Below are 16,974 nucleotides of genomic sequence, written 5' to 3' on the forward strand. Positions count from 1 at the left end.
TGCGATCTTCAGTGCGTGAAGTTGTGCAATCTCCGCTGCACCTGACCTTCGGCTCAGGCGCGCTGGTGCGTGTGCGCGATGTAGACGTCGCAGGGCGCGTGGGCGGCGACGTCGCGCGCGATGCTGCCGAGGATCCGCGAGAGTCCCTGGACGCGCTTGTTGCCCACGACGATGACGTCGGCGCCGAGCTCCTCGGCGGCGTTCACGAGGGCGTCGGCGGGGCTGCCCTCGGCGGCGGCGTAGGTGACCTTGAGGTCGGGGAACTCCTTGCGGATCCGGGCGAACACGTCGCTCGCGACGCCTTCGGCGGTCTGCTCGTTGGTGATCAGCAGCTCCTCGGGCCCGACGCTGATGCGCTCCGCGTCGAGTCCCTTCCCGTACGCCGACAGGATGTGGAGCCGGGCGCCGAGGCCTGCGGCGAGCTGCGCGGCCTTGTGCGCGGCGGCAGCGGCCGGCGCGGTGTTGTCGACGCCGGTCACGACGATCTTCGACATGGAGTCCCCCTGTCCCGCCGGCCAGGAGCGCCAGCATCCGCACAGAGCGTAACTACCAGTTGCACCGTCGTGCACCGATCGCCCGCGTGATCTCGGTCGGTGGGCACGGCGCCCCGGACCAGAGGTGCGATCCCCCCGGTTTCCGGGGTGGGCGCATGGTCGCGTCGCGGCGAGAGTTTCGGTGGACGGCACGCATCGACGCGGGCCGCGGACGAGGGGAGTCCTCATGAACGTTCTCAGCCCATGGCGCCGCACGCTGCTCGGCGCCACGACGGCCGTGCTGGTGGCGACGGGGATCGCGGCATCAACGGGGTCGCCGGCCCAGGCCACGGCGTCGTCGAGCCTGTGCGCGAACGTCATCGCGCTGTCCGTGCGCGGCAGCGACGAGGCCGCCGGGACCAAGATCGTCCGCGCCGGCGTCACGCCCACGGCGTACGAGGAGTGGTACGTCTACCGCACGGGCATGGGCAGGCCGGGCGCGGTCGCCGCGGACCTGCTGACAGTCAGTCGCAAGACCGTGCACGCGACGGGCCTGAACTATCCGGCAGCCATCGGCTGGGCCGGCACCGCGTACTTCGCGAGCGAGGACACCGGGGTGAAGAGGCTCGCCAGTGGCCTCAACCGCCTCGCGACGAAGTGCCCGTCGTCCAAGTTCGTGCTGATCGGGTTCTCCCAGGGCGCCCACGTCATCGGTGATGCCCTCGCCAAGAGCAGCGGCACCCGGCCGAACGGCACGGCGCGCGGACGGATCGCGGCCGTCGTGCTCTACGGCGACCCGATGTACAACCCGGCGGAGTCGTTCACGGCGATCAAGACCTCGAAGAAGTACGGCATGCTCGGCACCCGGACGCTCGGCGATCTCTCGGAGTTCCAGTCGCGGATCAAGTCCTTCTGCCTCGCCGGCGACCCCGCGTGCCAGGGCTCCTCGACGAAGGACGGCAAGAACCTGGGCGCCCTCGACAACAACGCCTCGGGGCTCGCGATCCACCGCTCCTACTTCGCGACGAACAAGTCCACCCGCACCGACGGGGACAACTTCATCGTCGGCAAGACCGGCTGACGGGCCACCCCGCGAAGGATCGTCGAAGGTTCCCGTCATCTGGTGACGGGAACCTTCGACGTTCGTACCCTGAGTCCATGCATCCCGTAGGTGTCCTGCTGGCCGGTGTGGTGAGTGGGGCGCTCGCGCTGTCCGCTGCCCCGGCATCCGCCCAGAACGCGTCGTTCCCCGACGCCTCCCACGACGTGGTCGCCGTGCCGTACCTCGACCTCAAGGCCGTGAAGGTCAAGAACACGAAGAAGTCCATCCAGGTCACCTACTCCAGCCGCAGTCTCGGCAACGTCAACGGCACCGAGGTCGTGCTGCTCGACACGAACGCGAAGAAGCCCGGCCCCGAGCTGCAGGTCGGCTTCGGCCGCTACAGCGAGGGCTGGGTGACCCCGATGAAACGCTGGAAGGCCGATCGGTCGAAGGCGGCCAGGCGCAAGTGGAACCCGAACGTCTACGGCAAGCCCGGCACGTGCGACGCGACCGTGCGCATCAACTCCCGCTGGCAGCGCGGCTTCACTCCCGTGACGGTCACGGTGCGCAAGAAGAAGGGCTGCATCACGAGCACACGGGTCCGGGTGCAGGTCGCCACTGCCACGAACGGGTACCACGACCTGTCCCGCTACGACCAGTTCGGCTCGGTGCTGCGCGACACCCTGCCGAACGGCTCGAAGTCGTTCACCGGCTGGGTGAGGCAGCGTTCGACGAAGGCTCCGGCCCGGCGATTCGTCGACGGTCGCGACGCGATCACGTGGTGGTCGGACGTGCGGTCGGTCGCGGTGACCCACACGACCGACCGGCTCACCGTCAGCGTGCGACACCTCGCGCGACCGGTGTACCGCCACGGGGTCATCAAGGTCCACCTCGACACGAACGGCGACGGCGTCCCGGACTACCTCGTCGAGCTGGGCACCGGGCTCCCGGTCGTCCGCGCCGCCACGGGATGGGGCCAGTACGGTCCGCCCCTCGCGTGCTCGATCGACGGAGGCCTCGCCCCGACCGGCCTGGCCACGTCGACCTTCTCGATGCCGACCGCGCCGTGCTTGGGTGACCCCACGTCGGTGGGGGTGGCGGTCAGTTCGGAGGACCGCACGACGAGCACGTACACGCCGACCGACTGGCTCGGCGGCACGCGGACGTGGAGCGCGCCGGTCGCACGGGGCTGAGGAGGCTTTACACAACTCATATGTTGTGAAACCGTGGTGTTGTGGAAACCGAGAGCCTGACGCGGACCTTCGCGGCGCTGTCCGATCCCACCCGGCTTGCCATCGTGGGGCGGTTGGCGGCCGGGGACGCCACGGTGCGCGAGCTCACCGAGCCGTTCGCCCTGACGCAGCAGGCGGTGTCGCGCCACCTCAAGGTGCTGGAGGAGGCGGGTCTGGTGTCCCGGCGCAAGCAGGCGCAGTCCCGGCCGGCGAGCCTCGAGGTCGACCGCCTCGTCGAGGTGCTCGCGTGGGTCGACGCGCAGCGCCGCGAATGGACCGACCGGCACGATCGCCTCGGGGCGCACCTGGCCCGCCTGCAGGAGGACCGATGACCGAGCCGTCCACCGGCGAGAACTTCAGCGTCCGGGTCGTCCACGACGCTCCGTGCGCGCTCGTGTTCGAGGTCATGACGCGGCCCGAGCACCTAACGCACTTCTGGGGCCCGACCGGCACCCACACGCCACTGGCCGGCATCGTCGTCGACCTGCGTCCCGGCGGCGCCTTCGAGACCACGATGGTCAACAACGCGGATGCAGGCACCTTCACGATGCGCGCCGTCTACCTCGACGTCGAGCCGCCGGAGTACCTGTCGTGGCGCGAGGTCGAGTCCGGGGTGATCACCGAGATCACGTTCACCGCCCTGGACGAGCACACGACCGAGGTCGTCACGACCCAGCGCGGCGTGCCACCGCACCGCCGCACCCCGCAGGCCCAGGCCGGATGGCGCACCGCCCTGGACCGCAACGCCGCCTACCTCGCCATCCTCACCACCCGGGAGAGCCCATGACCACGACCGATCACGACGTCCAGGACCTCGTGGGTCCGCAGTTCACCGCCCTGGCGGACCTCCTGACCGACCAGCCGGAGACCCTCGCCGAGGCACCGTCGCTGTGCGAGGGGTGGGCCGTCCGCCACGTGCTCGCCCACGTCACGATGGCGGCGCGCTACGACGGCCCGGCCTTCATGGCGGAGCTCGCCGCGGCCGGCCACGACTTCGGCGCGCTCTCGGAGACGATCGCCCGGCGGGACGGCGAGCTGCCGTTCGGTCGGCTGCTCGCCGACCTCCGCACCGACACGATGGCGCAGTGGGCCCCACCCGGCGGCGGTCCGGGCCGGTGCGCTGAGCCACGTCGTCATCCACGGTCTCGACATCACCTCCGCGACCGGCCTGCCACGCACCGCGACGGACGAGGCCACCGCGGTCGTGCTCGGCTCCCTGGTCGCCGGCCGAGCCGCGCACTTCGGCGTCGACCCGTCGGGACGCCGGCTCGTGGCGACCGATCTCGACTGGTCGTGGGGTGAGGGCGAGCCGGTGCAGGCGCCGGCGGCCGACCTCGTGCTGGCGCTGGCCGGACGCGCACGACCCGGCGTCGCCCTGACCGCGGCCTGAGTCGCCGGGCCACGTCCCCGCCGCGCGGTGCGATGCTGTCGCGTCTGGGACGATGAGGCTCGTGAGCAGTCGACCGGTGCCGATCGACGCCGCGCACGAGCGGTCCTCGGCACGTCGCGCCGAGCGTGGGATCGCCCTCGTCGCGCCGGCGATGCGAGCGATCGTGGTGCTGCAGATCCTGGTGAGCCTCGTCTCCGGCATCCGGCTGTCGAACCATCCCGGCGTGTACGCCGGCCTCACCCTGCTGTGCGTCGTGGTGTCCTGCGTCCTGATCGTGCAGTGCCTGCTGACCGGATCGGTCAGGCGCGGGATCTGGCACTACCCGGACCTCGTCCTGGCGTGGGTCGCGATCCCGGCCATGCCCCTGCTGCTGCCGGCGTCGCACGTCGTGGGCCACTGGGAGTCGTGGGCCGCGGGGTACGCCATCAACGTCGCCGCCCTCGCCGGTGCGTGGCTGCGGCCCACGGTCGCCTCGGTCCACGGCCTCGCCCTCGGGATCTGGTACTTCGCGTGGATGTGGTCCGGCGACGACACGAGCCTGTGGCAGACGAACCTCAACAACGCCCTGACGATCCCGGGCTACGCGGTCGTCGTCGCGCTGCTGGCCCACTACCTGCGAACGCTCGCGGCCGACGCCGACCAGTCCCGTGAGGACGCGATCGCCGCGACGCGGGCCCTGGAGCTGCAGCGCTACCAGCTGACGGTCCACGACGCGACGAGCATCCTGCGCCTGCTGTCCGACGTCGACACCCCCGCGGAGGTGCTGCCCGGCCTGCGGGTCCAGGCCGACCGCGAGGCCCGTCGCCTGCGGAACTACCTCGGCGCACAGGCCCAGCAGCCGACCGGGCGCCGGACCGTGGGGACGATGCTCGACGCATCGCTGGAGGGCTTCGACGACCTGCCGCTCGAGCCCGCCGTGGAGCTCGGTGCCCACGTCGTGCTCGACGAGGAGGTGTGGCAGGCGACCCGCGGCGCCGTCACGACCGTCCTGCACAACGTGCGCATCCACGCCGACGCCCAGCAGGTCGTCGTGCACGCCGACACCGACGGCGAGACGTGGGAGGTCGTCGTCTCCGACGACGGCGCGGGCTTCGACCAGGCCAGCCAGCCGCTCGGCTTCGGACTCAGCACCCAGGTCCGGGACGCGCTCGCCGCCCACGACGTCTCCGCCGAGATCCGCTCGGCCCCCGGCCGTGGCACCACCGTGACGATCGTCGGCACCGTCCGCCGACAGGAGGAAGCTTCGTGACCCCACTGCCCCCGACCGGCACCCGACCCCGCGTCGTCGTGATCGACGACAGCACCGTGATCCGTGGCGGCTTCGCGACGGTCCACCCCGGCCTCGAGGTCGTCGCGACGTTCGCGAGCGTCGAGGAGTTCGAGGCAGCCCCCGTCCCGTGCGACGTCGTGATCCTCGACCTCCTGCTGCGCGGACCGCAGGGTGTCGCGTCGTCGACGAAGCAGGGCCGCGCCGCGATCCGGGCGGTCCGTGAGCTCGGGCGTCCGGTCTGCCTCTACACCGACGAGCGGCGACCCGTCGTGCTGGCGCTGTGCCTGCGGGCGGGCGCGAACGGCGTCGTGCACAAGTCCGATCCGCCGCAGTCGACCGTGACCGCCGTCGACCTGATCGGCAGGGGCCAGGTCGCGATCACCCAGTCGCTCGTCGGCCTGACGGAGCTGCTCGACCGCCGCGATGCCCGGCTCGACCTCACGCCGCGCCAGCGTCAGGTCATCTCCGCTCGCGCCCGCGGACGGCACTGGGCGGACATCGCGGGCTCGCTGTTCATCACCGAGGACACCGCGCGCGAGCACTACCAGGCCGCGTGCCAGAAGCTGCGCGACTACCTCCAGCACACGAGCGCCGGCGACATCGAGCGCGCCGTGGGACTCGCCCCGGGCGACATCCTCGACGAGGGGTGATCCCCCCGCTTCCGGGGGTTCCCGGCCGGGCCCGTCGACCGCGAGGGTGGGAGCGTCAGCCCACGTCCCGGTCCCGAGGGGAGTCCACATGCGCGTCGCGATGCTCGTGCGACGAGCCCTCCTCGGCGCTGCGACCGCGACCCTGATCGCGACGGGCCTGCCCGAGGTCGCCCTCGGCAGCTCCGCGGGCGGGACGTGTCGGGCCTTCACCGTGATCGGCGTCCGCGGGACCGATGACGGCACGCGGGAGTCCATCGGCGACCGGCTGCCGGTGGCGGTCTCGGCGTTCGCGTCGGTCAAGGGCGCCGCGAACGTCACGGTCGACCACGTCGCCTACCCGGCCTCGGTCGTCTACCCCGTCTCGACGGCGCTGGGCCGGCACCGCCTGCGGGCGAAGGTCGACACGTACGCCGCGGCGTGCCCGCAGACCCGGATCGTTCTGTTCGGCTTCTCGCAGGGAGCCCACGTCGTCGGCGACGTCGTCGTATCCCTGCCGAGGGCCGAGCGTGCACGACTGCAGGGGGTCGGCCTGATCGGCGACCCGATGTTCAACCCGCGGCTGACTGGCAGTGTCAGCGCCAACTCGCTGCATCTCGGGGGGATGTGGGGACGGCGCTCGGCCTGGCCGGCGGACGTGTTCGTGTCCGACGTGTGCAACACCGGGGACCCGGTGTGCGCGTCGCGCGGACTGGTCGCCTCGCTCGGCGATCTCGACGCGCTCGCGCACCAGGACTACGTCACGGCGGCGGCCTCGCCCGTGCACGGGATGTCGTCGGCGTACGCGATCGGCGTGCGCGTCGCGCAGCGGGACGGCTGACCGGGCGACACCGGAGGGACTCGGGGGGAGCACGGGGGACTCGGCCGGGGCGCGCGAGAAGCGCGTTCCGGCCGGGGCGGCATACAATTTCCGCCATGCCGTCCCCCGACACCCTGGTCGCGTTCGCGCTGGCCTCGCTGCTGCTGATCGTGCTGCCGGGGCCCAGCGTGCTGTTCGTCGTCGGGCGGTCGCTCGCGCTGGGTCGTCGCGCCGGGATCCTGAGCGTCCTGGGCAACGAGCTGGGCGGTGTCCCGCTCGTCGCGGCGGTGGCCCTGGGCGTCGGCACGATCGTCGCCGAGTCGGTCATGGTCTTCACCGTCATCAAGGTCGTCGGAGCCTGCTACCTCGCCTACCTCGGCTGGCAGGCCCTGCGTCACGGGCGCGACCGGATGCAGGTCGACGCGGACGTCGCGGAGGCCCCATCGGCGTGGCGGATCGTCGGCCAGGGCTTCGTCGTCGGCATCACGAACCCGAAGACGATCGTGTTCTTCGTCGCCGCACTGCCCCAGTTCGTGGACTTCGGAGCCGGTCACATCCCGGCGCAGATGCTCGTGCTCGGCCTGATCTTCCTGACGATCGCGTTCGTGTGCGACGCGATGTGGGCGATCGCCTCCGGCGCGGCGCGCGACTGGTTCGCGCAGTCGCCCGACCGGCTCGCCACGATGCGGCGGACCGGCGGCGGCATGATGATCGGCCTCGGCGGGGTCCTGCTGCTCACCGGCAACCGGCACTAGTTCACGGCGTGCCCTTGCGGGCGCGAGGCGATGCCGTGCACCGGGGCGGAATGACCGGACCGTCCCGCGCCTTCTGACGATCGTGGACACGACGCGAACCTCGGCCCGCCCGCTCGCCGGACGGACCCTGCTGCTGCTCGCGTTCATCGCGGCCGCGTCGCCGCTCGCGGTCGACCTGTACCTCGCCAGCTTTCCGGCGATCGTGCGAGATCTCGACACGACGCCGGCGATGGTGCGGCTCACGCTGACCGCCTACCTCGCGGGCGTCGCGATCGGGCAGCCGATCTGGGGCCCGCTGTCCGACCGGTTCGGACGGCGGCGGCCCCTGCTCGTGAGCAACGCCCTGACGGTCGTCTCGTCGGTCGCCGTCGTGTGCGCGCCCACGATCGAGTTCCTCGTGGGAGCCCGGTTCGTGCAGGCGCTCAGCGCGGCGTCGGGCATGGTGATCGCCCGCGCGATGGTCTCCGACCTCGCCCGGGGCTATGCCGGGGTGCGCGCCCTCTCGCTCATGATGACCGTCCATGCGGTCGTGCCGGTGCTGGCGCCGGTCCTCGGCGGCGTGCTGGCGACGTTCATGTCGTGGCGCGGGGTGCTCGCGGTGTTCGCGGGGATCGTCGTGGTCCAGCTGCTCGTGACGATCCTGCTCGTGCGCGAGAGCCTGCCGCGCGAACGGCGGGCGCCCCGGCTCGCGTACGGCGACCTCGCCCGGGTCGCGCGACGTCCTGACTTCCTCACGACGACCCTCACGATCGGACTCGGGGTCGGCGTGATGATGACGTACGTCGCGAACGCCTCCTTCGTCTACCAGGACGTCCTGGGCCTCTCGCCGATCGTCTTCGGCCTGAGCTTCGCCCTGAACGCCGGCGCGATGATCGCCGCGGGACTGGTCTCGGCCCGGCTCGCCGCCGGTCGCCGGCACCCCGCCCGGACCATGGCGCTCGCGTTCCCCGGAGTGGTCGTGAGCTGCGCGCTGGTGCTCGCGTCCGCCCTGTCGCCGTGGCCCGCACTGCTCGTCGGCGGGGTCCTGCTGAACGCGTTCTTCATGAACTTCATCGTGAGCAACGGCCTGGGACTGGCGATGGAGCAGGCGCGTGGCCTCACGGGAGCCGGATCGGCCGTGGTCGGCCTGTCGATGTTCGGCGTCAGCGCGATCACGTCGCCGCTGACGGGCGTGGTCGGCGGCGACCCCGCCGTCGCGATGGGCGCCGTGATGGTCGTCCTCGCACTCACGGCCTGGACGGTGTTCGCCGCCGGGCGGCGCTGGAGCGCCCGCACCGCCCCCGCGGAGGTGGCGTTCGCGTCGGCGGCCTGAGGTCAGCCGGTCCGGCGACCGAGCTCGTGACCGTGCCGGACGAGGTGGTCGACGAGCGCGATCGACGCCGCCGTCGGTCGGGCGCCCCGGCGGCGCAGCAGCACCATCCGGATCACGGTGTCCTCGTCCCGGATCGGCCGCACCACGAGCGTCCCGTTCTCGACGAGCGGGTCGCCCATGATCGCGAACTCGGGCATGAGCGAGACCCCGAGGTTCGAGCCGACCATTTGCTTGCTGATCTCGGCGCCGTCGGCGATGTGCCACTTCAGCGGCGCCTCCGCCCCGAAGACCCGGCGGGCGACGCGATGCATCAGGTAGCCCTCGTGGGCGCCGATGAACGGCTCCTGGCGCAACTGGTCGACGGTCACCGAGGCACGCGCCGCCAGCGGGTGCCTCCCCGAGAGCACGGCGACCGGCCGGCCGTGGACGAGCTCGGTCGGCTCGAGGTCCGGGTGGACGTCGTCGCCGGGGAGCAGGTTGACCAGGCCGATGTCGAGGGTGCCGGAGCGCAGGCCGCCCTCAATGGCGTCCCGGTGCAGCTGGCGCAGCTCGAGCGGGGTGTTCTCGTGCTCGGCGTCGTGGCCCCGCAACGCGGGCAGCACGACGGCCGTGACGCCGAAGTAGACGCTGCCGACCCGGGTGGGCCGGTGGTACTCGGCCTCGCCGCGGGCGGCCGATCGCAGTCGCTCCACCGACTCGAGCACCTCGGAGATCCGGGGCAGCAGCTCGCGCCCGTGCTCGTTGATCCGGGTGCCCGTCTTGAGGCGGTCCAGCAGGGTGATGCCGAGCTCGCGCTCGAGCTTGCCGATCGCCTCGCTCAGGGCCGGTTGCGAGACGTGCAGGTGCTCGCCCGCCCGCCGCAGTGAGCCGTGCTCGGTGACCGCGCGGACGTACTCCAGTTGCTCCAGGCGCATGCTCTCCCCCTCGGATTGCGCCGAGACTACGTGATCGGTCGGGCCTATCACCCGATCTCCCGGTGGGTGAGATCGCCGTCCCACGGGCAGTCCGCTTCGTAGGTTCGACGTCGTTCCGCGCCGGACTTCGGCGCCCGACCGAAACCCACGAAGAGGCACATCATGACCCACGCTCGCACCGGACGCTTCCGGCTCCTCACGACCATCGCCGCCACGGTGATCGCCGCGGCGGGCCTGACGGCCTGTGGCAGCGCCAGCGCCGGGTCAGGGGACGGGGAGGAGACCACGATCCGCTACCAGAGCTACGCGGGTGCGGTCGACACGTTCCTGCTCGCCGACGCACTCGGCGAGTTCAAGGGTCTGACGCTCAAGCGCGTGGGCGACATCACGGGCGGTCCGCAGGCGCTGCAGGCGCTCGTCTCGAACCAGACCGACATCGGCGGCTCGGCCTTCTACGGCGCGATCGCCCAGCTGGTCGCCACGGGCGCGCCGATCAAGGCCGTCATCCCGTTCTACGGCTCGAACGACAAGACCAACTCCAAGCTCGTCGTCCTCGACGACGCGAAGATCCACTCGGCCCACGACCTGATCGGCAAGAAGATCGCCGTCAACACGCTCGGCGCGAACGCCGAGGCCGTGCTCGACACGTGGTTCGAGCAGGAGGGCCTCAGCAAGGCCGAGCAGGACAAGATCACGCTCGTCCCGCTGCCGCCGCTCAACACACCCGAGGCACTCGGCAACGGCAAGGTCGACGCCGCCGTCGTGAGCTTCCTCGGCTACCAGCAGACGGCCGCGCAGTACAAGGTCCGTGAGCTCGTCAACGACATCCAGGTCGTCGGGGGTCCGTACTCCGGCGGTGGCCTGACGCTGCGCAACGACTTCATCAAGAAGAACCCCACGACGTCGCGCCAGCTCGTCGAGGGGGTCGCGACGGCGATCGAGTTCCTCGAGACCCACGACAAGCAGGAGGTCTTCGACGTCTACTTCCCGTACCTGGAGGAGAACGGCTACGGCGACTACATCGAGCCGATCAAGACCAACTTCCCGGGCAGCCTGGGCATCGACCCGCACCCCGTGATCCACGACGAGGACATCCAGCGCTGGGTCGACTGGCTCGACAGCCGTGGCGACATCGACGCCGGCGACCTCGACGTGTCCGACGTGTACACCAACGAGTTCAACCCGAACGCGTAGAGGACGGCGACCATGAGTTCACGCATCGAGCTGAGCAACATCGGCCAGACCTTCTGGGTCCGTGGCGACGAGGACCGGCAGTTGCGGGAGTTCGTCGCGCTGGACGGGCTGGACCTCGAGGTCCGGGCCGGGGAGTTCCTCACGATCGTCGGCCCGTCCGGGTGCGGCAAGTCGACCGTGCTGGACCTGATCGCCGGGCTGGCCCAGCCCACCACGGGCCGGATCACGATCGACGGCACGCCGATCACCGGACCCGGGCTCGACCGCAGCGTCGTGTTCCAGCAGTACACCCTGCTGCCGTGGCGCACGGCCGCCGCCAACATCGAGTTCGCGCTCGAGGCCAAGGGCGGACTGTCGAAGGCCGAGCGGCGCGGGATCGCCCGCGACTACCTCGACCTGGTGGGGCTCGGCGAGTTCGCGAACCGGTACCCGCACGAGCTGTCCGGCGGCATGAAGCAGCGCGTCGCGATCGCCCGCAGCCTGTCCTACCAGCCGCAGGTGCTGCTGATGGACGAGCCGTTCGGTGCGCTCGACGCCCAGACCCGCGAGCGCCTCCAGGAGGAGCTGCTGGGGATCTGGTCACGGACCGGCACGACCGTCGTGTTCATCACGCACGACATCGAGGAGGCGGTCTTCCTCGGCCAGCGCGTCGCGGTCATGAGCGCACGGCCGGGCCGGCTCAAGGAGGTCATCACGATCGACCTCGCCCGGGCCGTCGACGAGGACGACGACGTCCGCGCCTCGCGGGAGTTCGCCGAGTACCGCCACCGCATCTGGTCCCTGCTGCGCGAGCAGCACGCGGCCGAGGCGCCGGAGAAGGAGCTCGCCCATGTCTAGCCTCATCGCCGAGAAGACCGAGGCCCGGCCGAACCCGCGCCAGGAGGAGTCGGTCGGCGCGAAGGGCGCCTCGCCGCGTCGCACGCGCGCCACTACGGTCATCCGCGGAGCGGCCGGCGTGCTGGCCCTCGCGCTCGTGTGGGAGTTCGCGCCGCGGCTCGGGCTGGTCGACGCGTACTTCATCCCGCCGTTGCACGTCGTGCTGGCGGAGTGGTGGTCGATGGTCCTGAGCGGCGAGCTCGCCCGGCACGTCGCGGCGAGCCTGACCCGGTCGGCGATCGGCTTCGCCCTGGCGATCGTCACCGCGATCCCGTTGGGTGCCGCGATCGCCTGGTACCGCCCCGTGCGCGAGTTCTCGACGCCCGTGCTCGAGCTGTTCCGCAACACCGCGGCGCTCGCGATCCTGCCGGTGTTCATGCTGATCCTGGGCATCGGCGAGACCTCGAAGATCGCGATCGTCCTGTACGCGTGCTTCTTCCCGATCCTGCTGGCCACGATCTCCGGCGTCGCGACGGTCGACACACAACTGCTGCGCTCGGCGCGCGTGCTCGGACTGTCGCCGATCGCGACGTTCCGCAAGGTCGTGTTCCCCGCCGCGGTGCCCACGATCTTCACGGGCATCCGGATCTCGGGCGCCGCCGCCATCCTGGTCCTCATCGCCGCCGAGATGATCGGCGCGACGGCGGGCCTGGGCTTCCTCATCAACTACGCGCAGTTCAACTTCCTCATCCCGAAGATGTACGCCGCGATCCTCACCACGTCCCTCATCGGTGTGGCCGTCAACTACGGCCTCGTCGCCCTCGAGCGCCGCTTCTCGCGCTGGCGCGCCTGACCCCAGGAGCCACCATGTCCCACCCCCTCACCCGCACGCTGAGCCTCAACGCCTTCCTGCACGACACGGGCCACCACGAGGCCTCGTGGCGGCACCCGCAGTCGTCGGCCGAGCGCGCCTTCGACGTCGAGTTCGACGTCGAGAACGCGAGGATCGCCGAGGCGGCGAAGTTCGACGCGATCTTCTTCGCCGACATCCCCGGTGTCTGGGCCGCCACGCCGTACCGGCCCACCTCGCACCTCGAGCCGATCACGCGGCTGGCCGCGGTCGCCGGCCGCACCGAGCGGATCGGTCTGATCGCGACGGCCTCGACGACCTTCTACGAGCCCTACAACTTGGCCCGCCTGTTCTCGTCCCTCGACACCCTGTCGCGGGGGCGGGCCGGCTGGAACATCGTCACGACGCAGTCCGAGGTCGCGGCGCGGAACTTCAGCCTGACCGAGCTGCCGAGCGCCGCCGAGCGCTACGCCCGGGCGCAGGAGTTCATCGACGTCGTCACGAAGCTCTGGGATAGCTGGGAGGACGACGCGATCCTCGCCGACCGCGAGTCCGGCGTCTTCTTCGACCAGGAGAAGGTCCACGCGATCGAGCACGTCGGACGGTTCTTCCAGGTCGAGGGGGCGCTCGCCGCGCCGCGCTCGCCGCAGGGCCGCCCGGTCTACATCCAGGCCGGCTCGTCGAACGACGGCCGCGCCTTCGCCGGCCGCAACGCCGAGGCGATCTTCACGGCCCACCAGACGCTGGGCGACGCGCGAGCGTTCTACGACGACATCAAGGCCCGCGCCGTCTCGTTCGGCCGGTCGCCCGACGACGTCAAGATCCTGCCGGGCATCAGCCCGTTCATCGCCGACACGCACGCCGAGGCCGTCGAGCTGCAGGAGTACGTGAACTCGCTGACCGTCCCGGCGTACGGGATCGCGCAGCTGGAGGGACTCGCGGGCGTCTCGCTGGCGCACCTCGAACTCGACGAGGAGGTCCCGCGCGAGGTCTTCGGCCAGGCCGGCGACGTGCTCGACAACCAGCGCAGCCGGCTCCAGGTGATCGCGAACATCGTCGAGCGCGACCGCCCGACGCTGCGCCAGCTGCTGCACCGGCTCGCCGGAGCGCGCGGACACCACGTCCTGGCCGGCACGCCGACCGAGATCGCCGACGTCATCACGCAGTGGTTCACCCAGGGTGCCGCCGACGGCTTCAACGTCATGCCGCCGCTGTACCCGCAACTGCTGCAGGAGTTCGCCGAGAAGGTCGTCCCGATCCTGCAGGACCGCGGCCTGTTCCGGACCGAGTACACGGGCACGACGTTGCGCGACCACTTCGGTCTGGACCGCCCCGAGTCGATCTACGCCGCACGGCGACAGGAGGACCTCGCATGAGCAGGCGACTGCACCTCAACGCCTTCCTCATGGAGGCCGGTCACCACGAGGCGGCCTGGCGGCTGCCGGAGTCGAACGCCGGAGCGGGACTCGACGTGGGCCACTACGTCGAGCTGGCCCGGATCGCGGAGGCGGCGAAGTTCGACTCGATCTTCTTCGCCGACGGCGTCGCGACGCAGGGCACCGGGCAGTTCCGGGTGCCCGGCCAGTTGGAGCCGCTCACGCTGTTGACGGCGGTCGCCGCGGCCACCGAGCGGATCGGCCTGATCGCCACGGCGTCGACGACCTACAACGACCCCTACACGCTGGCCCGCCGGTTCGCGACGGTCGACCACGTCTCCGGCGGCCGCGCCGGGTGGAACATCGTCACGTCGGCCACGCAGGAGGAGGCAGCCAACTTCTCCCTCGCGGAGCGGCCGCTGCAGGCCACGCGGTACGAGCGCGCCGACGAGTTCGTCCAGGTCGCGCAGCAGCTGTGGGACTCGTGGGCCGACGACGTGTTCCTCGGCGACAAGGAGCGCGGCCGCTGGGGCGACCCCGCGGGGCTGCGGCCGATCCGCCACGAGGGCACCCACTTCCAGGTCGAGGGCGCGCTCAACGTGCCGCGGTCGCCGCAGGGCTACCCGCTGCTCGTGCAGGCCGGCGCGTCCGCGCAGGGCAAGGCGTTCGCCGCCAAGTACGCAGAGGCGATCTTCGTCGCGCACCAGACGCTCGCCGAGGCGCAGCGCTTCTACGCCGAGATCAAGCAGTTGGCCGCCGAGGCCGGCCGCGATCCGGCGCAGGTGCTCGTGCTGCCCGGCATCGTGCCGATCATCGGTGACACCGAGCAGGAGGCGACGGCCCTCGCCGCGCGTCTCGACGACCTGCGGATCCCCGAGTTCGGGCTGCAGGCGCTCGCCCGCATCCTCGAGGTCGACGAGTCCGACCTCGAGCTCGACCGGGCCCTGCCCGCGGCCGTCGTCGCGCGCACGCACCGCGAGGGCTTCGACTCGCGCGCGCGGCTCGTGATCGACCTGGCCGAGCGCGATGGTCTCACGGTGCGTCAGATCCTCGGCCGCCTCGGGGGCGGGCGAGGTCACTTCGTCCTGATCGGTACGGCCGTGCAGGTGGCCGACACGATCGAGACGTGGTTCACGCAGGGCGCCGCCGACGGCTTCAACGTGATGGGCGCCGCGCTGCCGAGCGGCCTCACGACCTTCGCCGACACGGTCGTGCCGATCCTGCAGGAGCGGGGACTGTTCCGCACCGAGTACCACGGCACGACGCTGCGTGACCACTACGGTCTGCCGCGCCCGGCGAACCAGTTCGAGCAGGAGTCCTCCCTTGTCTGAGTCGATCCGTGTCGCCGTCGTCGTCGGCAATCCCAAGCCCGCCTCGCGGACGCTCGCCGCGGCGACCCACGTCGCGCGGGAGCTGTCAGGGGCCGAACCCGACCTCGTCGTCGACCTGGCGAGCCTCGGTGCGGCCCTGCTCGACTGGTCCTCGCCGGACGTCGCCGCCCTCGTGGCCCAGGTGGGTGAGGCCGACCTCGTCGTCGTGGCCTCGCCGACGTACAAGGGCACCTACACGGGGCTGCTCAAGCTGTTCCTCGACCGGTTCGCCGGCGACACCGGTCTGCGCGGGCTCGCGGTGCCGCTGCTGCTCGGCGGCTCGCCGGCGCACGCGCTGGCCCCCGAACTGACGCTGCGTCCCGTCCTCACCGAGCTGGGCGCGACCGTCCCGGGCCGAGGCCTGTTCGTCGTCGATCGCGACCACGAGGACCCGGCCGCGTACGAGCCCTGGCTGTCGCGCACCCGACCGATCGTGCAGGCGTTGCTGCGAGAGTCGATCTCGTGACCGTCGTCTTCCCCACCAACCAGGATCTCGATCCGGCACGGCTCCGGCGCGCGTTCGGCGTCTTCCCGACCGGCGTCGTCGCGGTCGCGGCGGAGGTCGACGGGATTCCCGTGGGCCTGGCCGCGAGCAGCTTCACGAGCGTGAGCCTCGAGCCGCCGCTCGTGTCGATCAATCTCGCGGCCAGCTCGATGACGTGGCCGGACCTGCGCCGGGCCAAGCACCTCGGGCTGACGGTGCTGGCGGACCACCACGGTCCGCTGTGCCGCCAGCTCGCCGGGCCGGTCGAGACCCGCTTCGACGGCGTCGAGCTGACCGTGACGTCCGAGGGCGCGATCCTCGTCGACGACGGGCTCGCGAAGTTCGACACGACGATCTACCGCGAGGTGGAGGCCGGCGACCACCTCCTGGTCCTGCTCGAGCTGCACGCCGTCGACCACTCCGACGAGAGCGGACCGCTCGTCTTCCATCGCTCCGCGTTCGGGCGGCTCGCCTGAGCCTCGCGCGGGGGCACCGCGCGTCGGGGCGTGATGTGATGGCCGGGTGGAATCGGTCATCCGGCGCGTGGCGCTCGACGACGCGGCGGAGCTCGCGCGACTGGTGGCCGCGAACCGGGTCGCGATGGCGCCGTACGAGCCGTTGCGCCCGGACTCCTTCTACACCGAGGCCGGCCAGCGCGAGACGCTCCACGCCCTGATCCAGCAGGGCGAGGCGGGCACGGGCGAGGCCTTCGTGATCCTCGACGAGGGGCGGATCGCGGGACGGATCTCGCTCAACACGATCGTCCGCGGTGCGCTCCAGTCCTCGACGGTCGGCTACTGGGTCTCGGCCGACCGGACCGGGCGTGGCCTCGCGACGCGGGCCGTCGCCGCGCTCGCGGAGCACGCCTTCGCGGACCTGGGACTGCACCGGCTCGAGGCCGGCACCCTGCCCGACAACGTCGCGTCCCAGCGGGTCCTCGTCAAGAACGGCTTCGAGCGGTACGGGTACGTGCCGCAGTACCTCAACATCGCGGGGCGGTGGCAGGACCACGCGCTGTTCCACCGGTTCGCTCCCGACTGGAAGGCCTGA

20 protein-coding genes are annotated in these 16,974 nt (G+C 71.4%); 18 read left to right on the forward strand and 2 right to left on the reverse strand.

All coding sequences use genetic code 11. The features are described 5' to 3' along the window. Positions 1-53: 53 nt before the first annotated feature. A complete protein-coding gene (locus tag ACT26F_RS13865; RefSeq protein WP_471671131.1) occupies positions 54-494 on the reverse strand; it encodes a universal stress protein in 441 nt (146 codons plus the stop codon). A gap of 226 nt (positions 495-720) precedes the next feature. Between ACT26F_RS13865 and ACT26F_RS13870 the strand changes: the two genes are divergently transcribed. From ACT26F_RS13870 to ACT26F_RS13915, 10 genes are all read left to right on the forward strand, one after another. Continuing rightward, positions 721-1,554, forward strand: coding sequence for a cutinase family protein (locus ACT26F_RS13870; protein WP_471671132.1), 834 nt, complete (start codon positions 721-723; stop codon positions 1,552-1,554). Positions 1,555-1,631: 77 nt separating this feature from the next. After that, positions 1,632-2,708: a hypothetical protein gene (locus tag ACT26F_RS13875; protein ID WP_471671133.1), complete on the forward strand. Its 1,077-nt coding sequence runs from the start codon at positions 1,632-1,634 to the stop codon at positions 2,706-2,708. 41 nt (positions 2,709-2,749) lie between these two features. Beyond that, positions 2,750-3,079 carry an ArsR/SmtB family transcription factor gene (locus ACT26F_RS13880; RefSeq protein WP_471671134.1) on the forward strand — a complete coding sequence of 110 codons (330 nt, stop codon included), beginning with the start codon at positions 2,750-2,752 and terminating at the stop codon, positions 3,077-3,079. Continuing rightward, positions 3,076-3,534, forward strand: coding sequence for an SRPBCC family protein (locus tag ACT26F_RS13885; protein WP_471671135.1), 459 nt, complete (start codon positions 3,076-3,078; stop codon positions 3,532-3,534). Before ACT26F_RS13880 ends, ACT26F_RS13885 begins: the two co-directional genes overlap by 4 nt. Next, a complete protein-coding gene (locus ACT26F_RS13890; protein ID WP_471671136.1) occupies positions 3,531-4,049 on the forward strand; it encodes a maleylpyruvate isomerase N-terminal domain-containing protein in 519 nt (172 codons plus the stop codon). Before ACT26F_RS13885 ends, ACT26F_RS13890 begins: the two co-directional genes overlap by 4 nt. A gap of 149 nt (positions 4,050-4,198) precedes the next feature. Then, complete coding sequence (locus ACT26F_RS13895) at positions 4,199-5,386, forward strand: ATP-binding protein (RefSeq protein ID WP_471671137.1); 1,188 nt, start codon at positions 4,199-4,201, stop codon at positions 5,384-5,386. Next, positions 5,383-6,057, forward strand: coding sequence for a LuxR C-terminal-related transcriptional regulator (locus tag ACT26F_RS13900; protein WP_471671138.1), 675 nt, complete (start codon positions 5,383-5,385; stop codon positions 6,055-6,057). The genes ACT26F_RS13895 and ACT26F_RS13900 overlap by 4 nt, the downstream gene beginning before the upstream one ends. Positions 6,058-6,145: 88 nt before the next feature. Beyond that, entirely contained in the window at positions 6,146-6,874 is a 729-nt protein-coding gene (locus ACT26F_RS13905; RefSeq protein ID WP_471671139.1) for a cutinase family protein, read from the forward strand. Between the two features lie 95 nt (positions 6,875-6,969). Then, positions 6,970-7,608, forward strand: a complete 639-nt coding sequence (locus ACT26F_RS13910) for a LysE family translocator (protein WP_471671140.1) — start codon at positions 6,970-6,972, stop codon at positions 7,606-7,608. Between the two features lie 82 nt (positions 7,609-7,690). Continuing rightward, entirely contained in the window at positions 7,691-8,920 is a 1,230-nt protein-coding gene (locus tag ACT26F_RS13915) for a multidrug effflux MFS transporter (RefSeq protein ID WP_471671141.1), read from the forward strand. 2 nt (positions 8,921-8,922) lie between these two features. On the opposite strand, the gene ACT26F_RS13920 is transcribed toward ACT26F_RS13915, so the two are convergent. Further along, the gene (locus tag ACT26F_RS13920) at positions 8,923-9,834 is read right to left on the reverse strand and encodes a LysR family transcriptional regulator (protein WP_471671142.1); all 912 of its coding nucleotides are present in this window, start codon (positions 9,832-9,834) and stop codon (positions 8,923-8,925) included. Positions 9,835-9,996: 162 nt separating this feature from the next. Here ACT26F_RS13920 and ACT26F_RS13925 point away from each other — a divergent pair, with 162 nt between their 5' ends. Genes ACT26F_RS13925 through ACT26F_RS13960 form a run of 8 tightly spaced genes read left to right on the forward strand, consistent with a single transcriptional unit; the run spans position 9,997 to position 16,974 of the window. Beyond that, entirely contained in the window at positions 9,997-11,028 is a 1,032-nt protein-coding gene (locus ACT26F_RS13925) for an ABC transporter substrate-binding protein (RefSeq protein WP_471671143.1), read from the forward strand. Positions 11,029-11,040: 12 nt separating this feature from the next. Further along, on the forward strand, positions 11,041-11,865 hold the full coding sequence (locus ACT26F_RS13930) for an ABC transporter ATP-binding protein (RefSeq protein WP_471671144.1): 825 nt from the start codon (positions 11,041-11,043) through the stop codon (positions 11,863-11,865). Continuing rightward, entirely contained in the window at positions 11,858-12,697 is an 840-nt protein-coding gene (locus ACT26F_RS13935; protein ID WP_471671145.1) for an ABC transporter permease, read from the forward strand. The genes ACT26F_RS13930 and ACT26F_RS13935 overlap by 8 nt, the downstream gene beginning before the upstream one ends. Positions 12,698-12,711: 14 nt before the next feature. Beyond that, positions 12,712-14,070: an LLM class flavin-dependent oxidoreductase gene (locus ACT26F_RS13940; protein WP_471671146.1), complete on the forward strand. Its 1,359-nt coding sequence runs from the start codon at positions 12,712-12,714 to the stop codon at positions 14,068-14,070. Further along, a complete protein-coding gene (locus ACT26F_RS13945; protein WP_471671147.1) occupies positions 14,067-15,401 on the forward strand; it encodes an LLM class flavin-dependent oxidoreductase in 1,335 nt (444 codons plus the stop codon). The genes ACT26F_RS13940 and ACT26F_RS13945 overlap by 4 nt, the downstream gene beginning before the upstream one ends. Continuing rightward, complete coding sequence (locus ACT26F_RS13950) at positions 15,394-15,906, forward strand: NAD(P)H-dependent oxidoreductase (RefSeq protein ID WP_471671148.1); 513 nt, start codon at positions 15,394-15,396, stop codon at positions 15,904-15,906. The genes ACT26F_RS13945 and ACT26F_RS13950 overlap by 8 nt, the downstream gene beginning before the upstream one ends. Further along, on the forward strand, positions 15,903-16,400 hold the full coding sequence (locus ACT26F_RS13955) for a flavin reductase family protein (protein WP_471671149.1): 498 nt from the start codon (positions 15,903-15,905) through the stop codon (positions 16,398-16,400). Before ACT26F_RS13950 ends, ACT26F_RS13955 begins: the two co-directional genes overlap by 4 nt. A 46-nt stretch (positions 16,401-16,446) precedes the next feature. Then, positions 16,447-16,974, forward strand: coding sequence for a GNAT family N-acetyltransferase (locus tag ACT26F_RS13960; protein WP_471671150.1), 528 nt, complete (start codon positions 16,447-16,449; stop codon positions 16,972-16,974).

It is taken from the genome of Aeromicrobium sp. SP1 (assembly GCF_055663785.1).

Excerpts from the sequence above, each read along its gene's own strand:
- ACT26F_RS13925 (WP_471671143.1), top strand. The coding sequence starts at position 9,997 with ATGACCCACGCTCGCACCGGACGCTTCCGGCTCCTCACGACCATCGCC.
- ACT26F_RS13875 (WP_471671133.1), top strand. The coding sequence starts at position 1,632 with ATGCATCCCGTAGGTGTCCTGCTGGCCGGTGTGGTGAGTGGGGCGCTC.
- ACT26F_RS13935 (WP_471671145.1), top strand. The coding sequence starts at position 11,858 with ATGTCTAGCCTCATCGCCGAGAAGACCGAGGCCCGGCCGAACCCGCGC.
- ACT26F_RS13865 (WP_471671131.1), bottom strand. The coding sequence starts at position 494 with ATGTCGAAGATCGTCGTGACCGGCGTCGACAACACCGCGCCGGCCGCT.
- ACT26F_RS13905 (WP_471671139.1), top strand. The coding sequence starts at position 6,146 with ATGCGCGTCGCGATGCTCGTGCGACGAGCCCTCCTCGGCGCTGCGACC.
- ACT26F_RS13930 (WP_471671144.1), top strand. The coding sequence starts at position 11,041 with ATGAGTTCACGCATCGAGCTGAGCAACATCGGCCAGACCTTCTGGGTC.
- ACT26F_RS13920 (WP_471671142.1), bottom strand. The coding sequence starts at position 9,834 with ATGCGCCTGGAGCAACTGGAGTACGTCCGCGCGGTCACCGAGCACGGC.
- ACT26F_RS13890 (WP_471671136.1), top strand. The coding sequence starts at position 3,531 with ATGACCACGACCGATCACGACGTCCAGGACCTCGTGGGTCCGCAGTTC.
- ACT26F_RS13945 (WP_471671147.1), top strand. The coding sequence starts at position 14,067 with ATGAGCAGGCGACTGCACCTCAACGCCTTCCTCATGGAGGCCGGTCAC.
- ACT26F_RS13885 (WP_471671135.1), top strand. The coding sequence starts at position 3,076 with ATGACCGAGCCGTCCACCGGCGAGAACTTCAGCGTCCGGGTCGTCCAC.
- ACT26F_RS13940 (WP_471671146.1), top strand. The coding sequence starts at position 12,712 with ATGTCCCACCCCCTCACCCGCACGCTGAGCCTCAACGCCTTCCTGCAC.
- ACT26F_RS13910 (WP_471671140.1), top strand. The coding sequence starts at position 6,970 with ATGCCGTCCCCCGACACCCTGGTCGCGTTCGCGCTGGCCTCGCTGCTG.
- ACT26F_RS13870 (WP_471671132.1), top strand. The coding sequence starts at position 721 with ATGAACGTTCTCAGCCCATGGCGCCGCACGCTGCTCGGCGCCACGACG.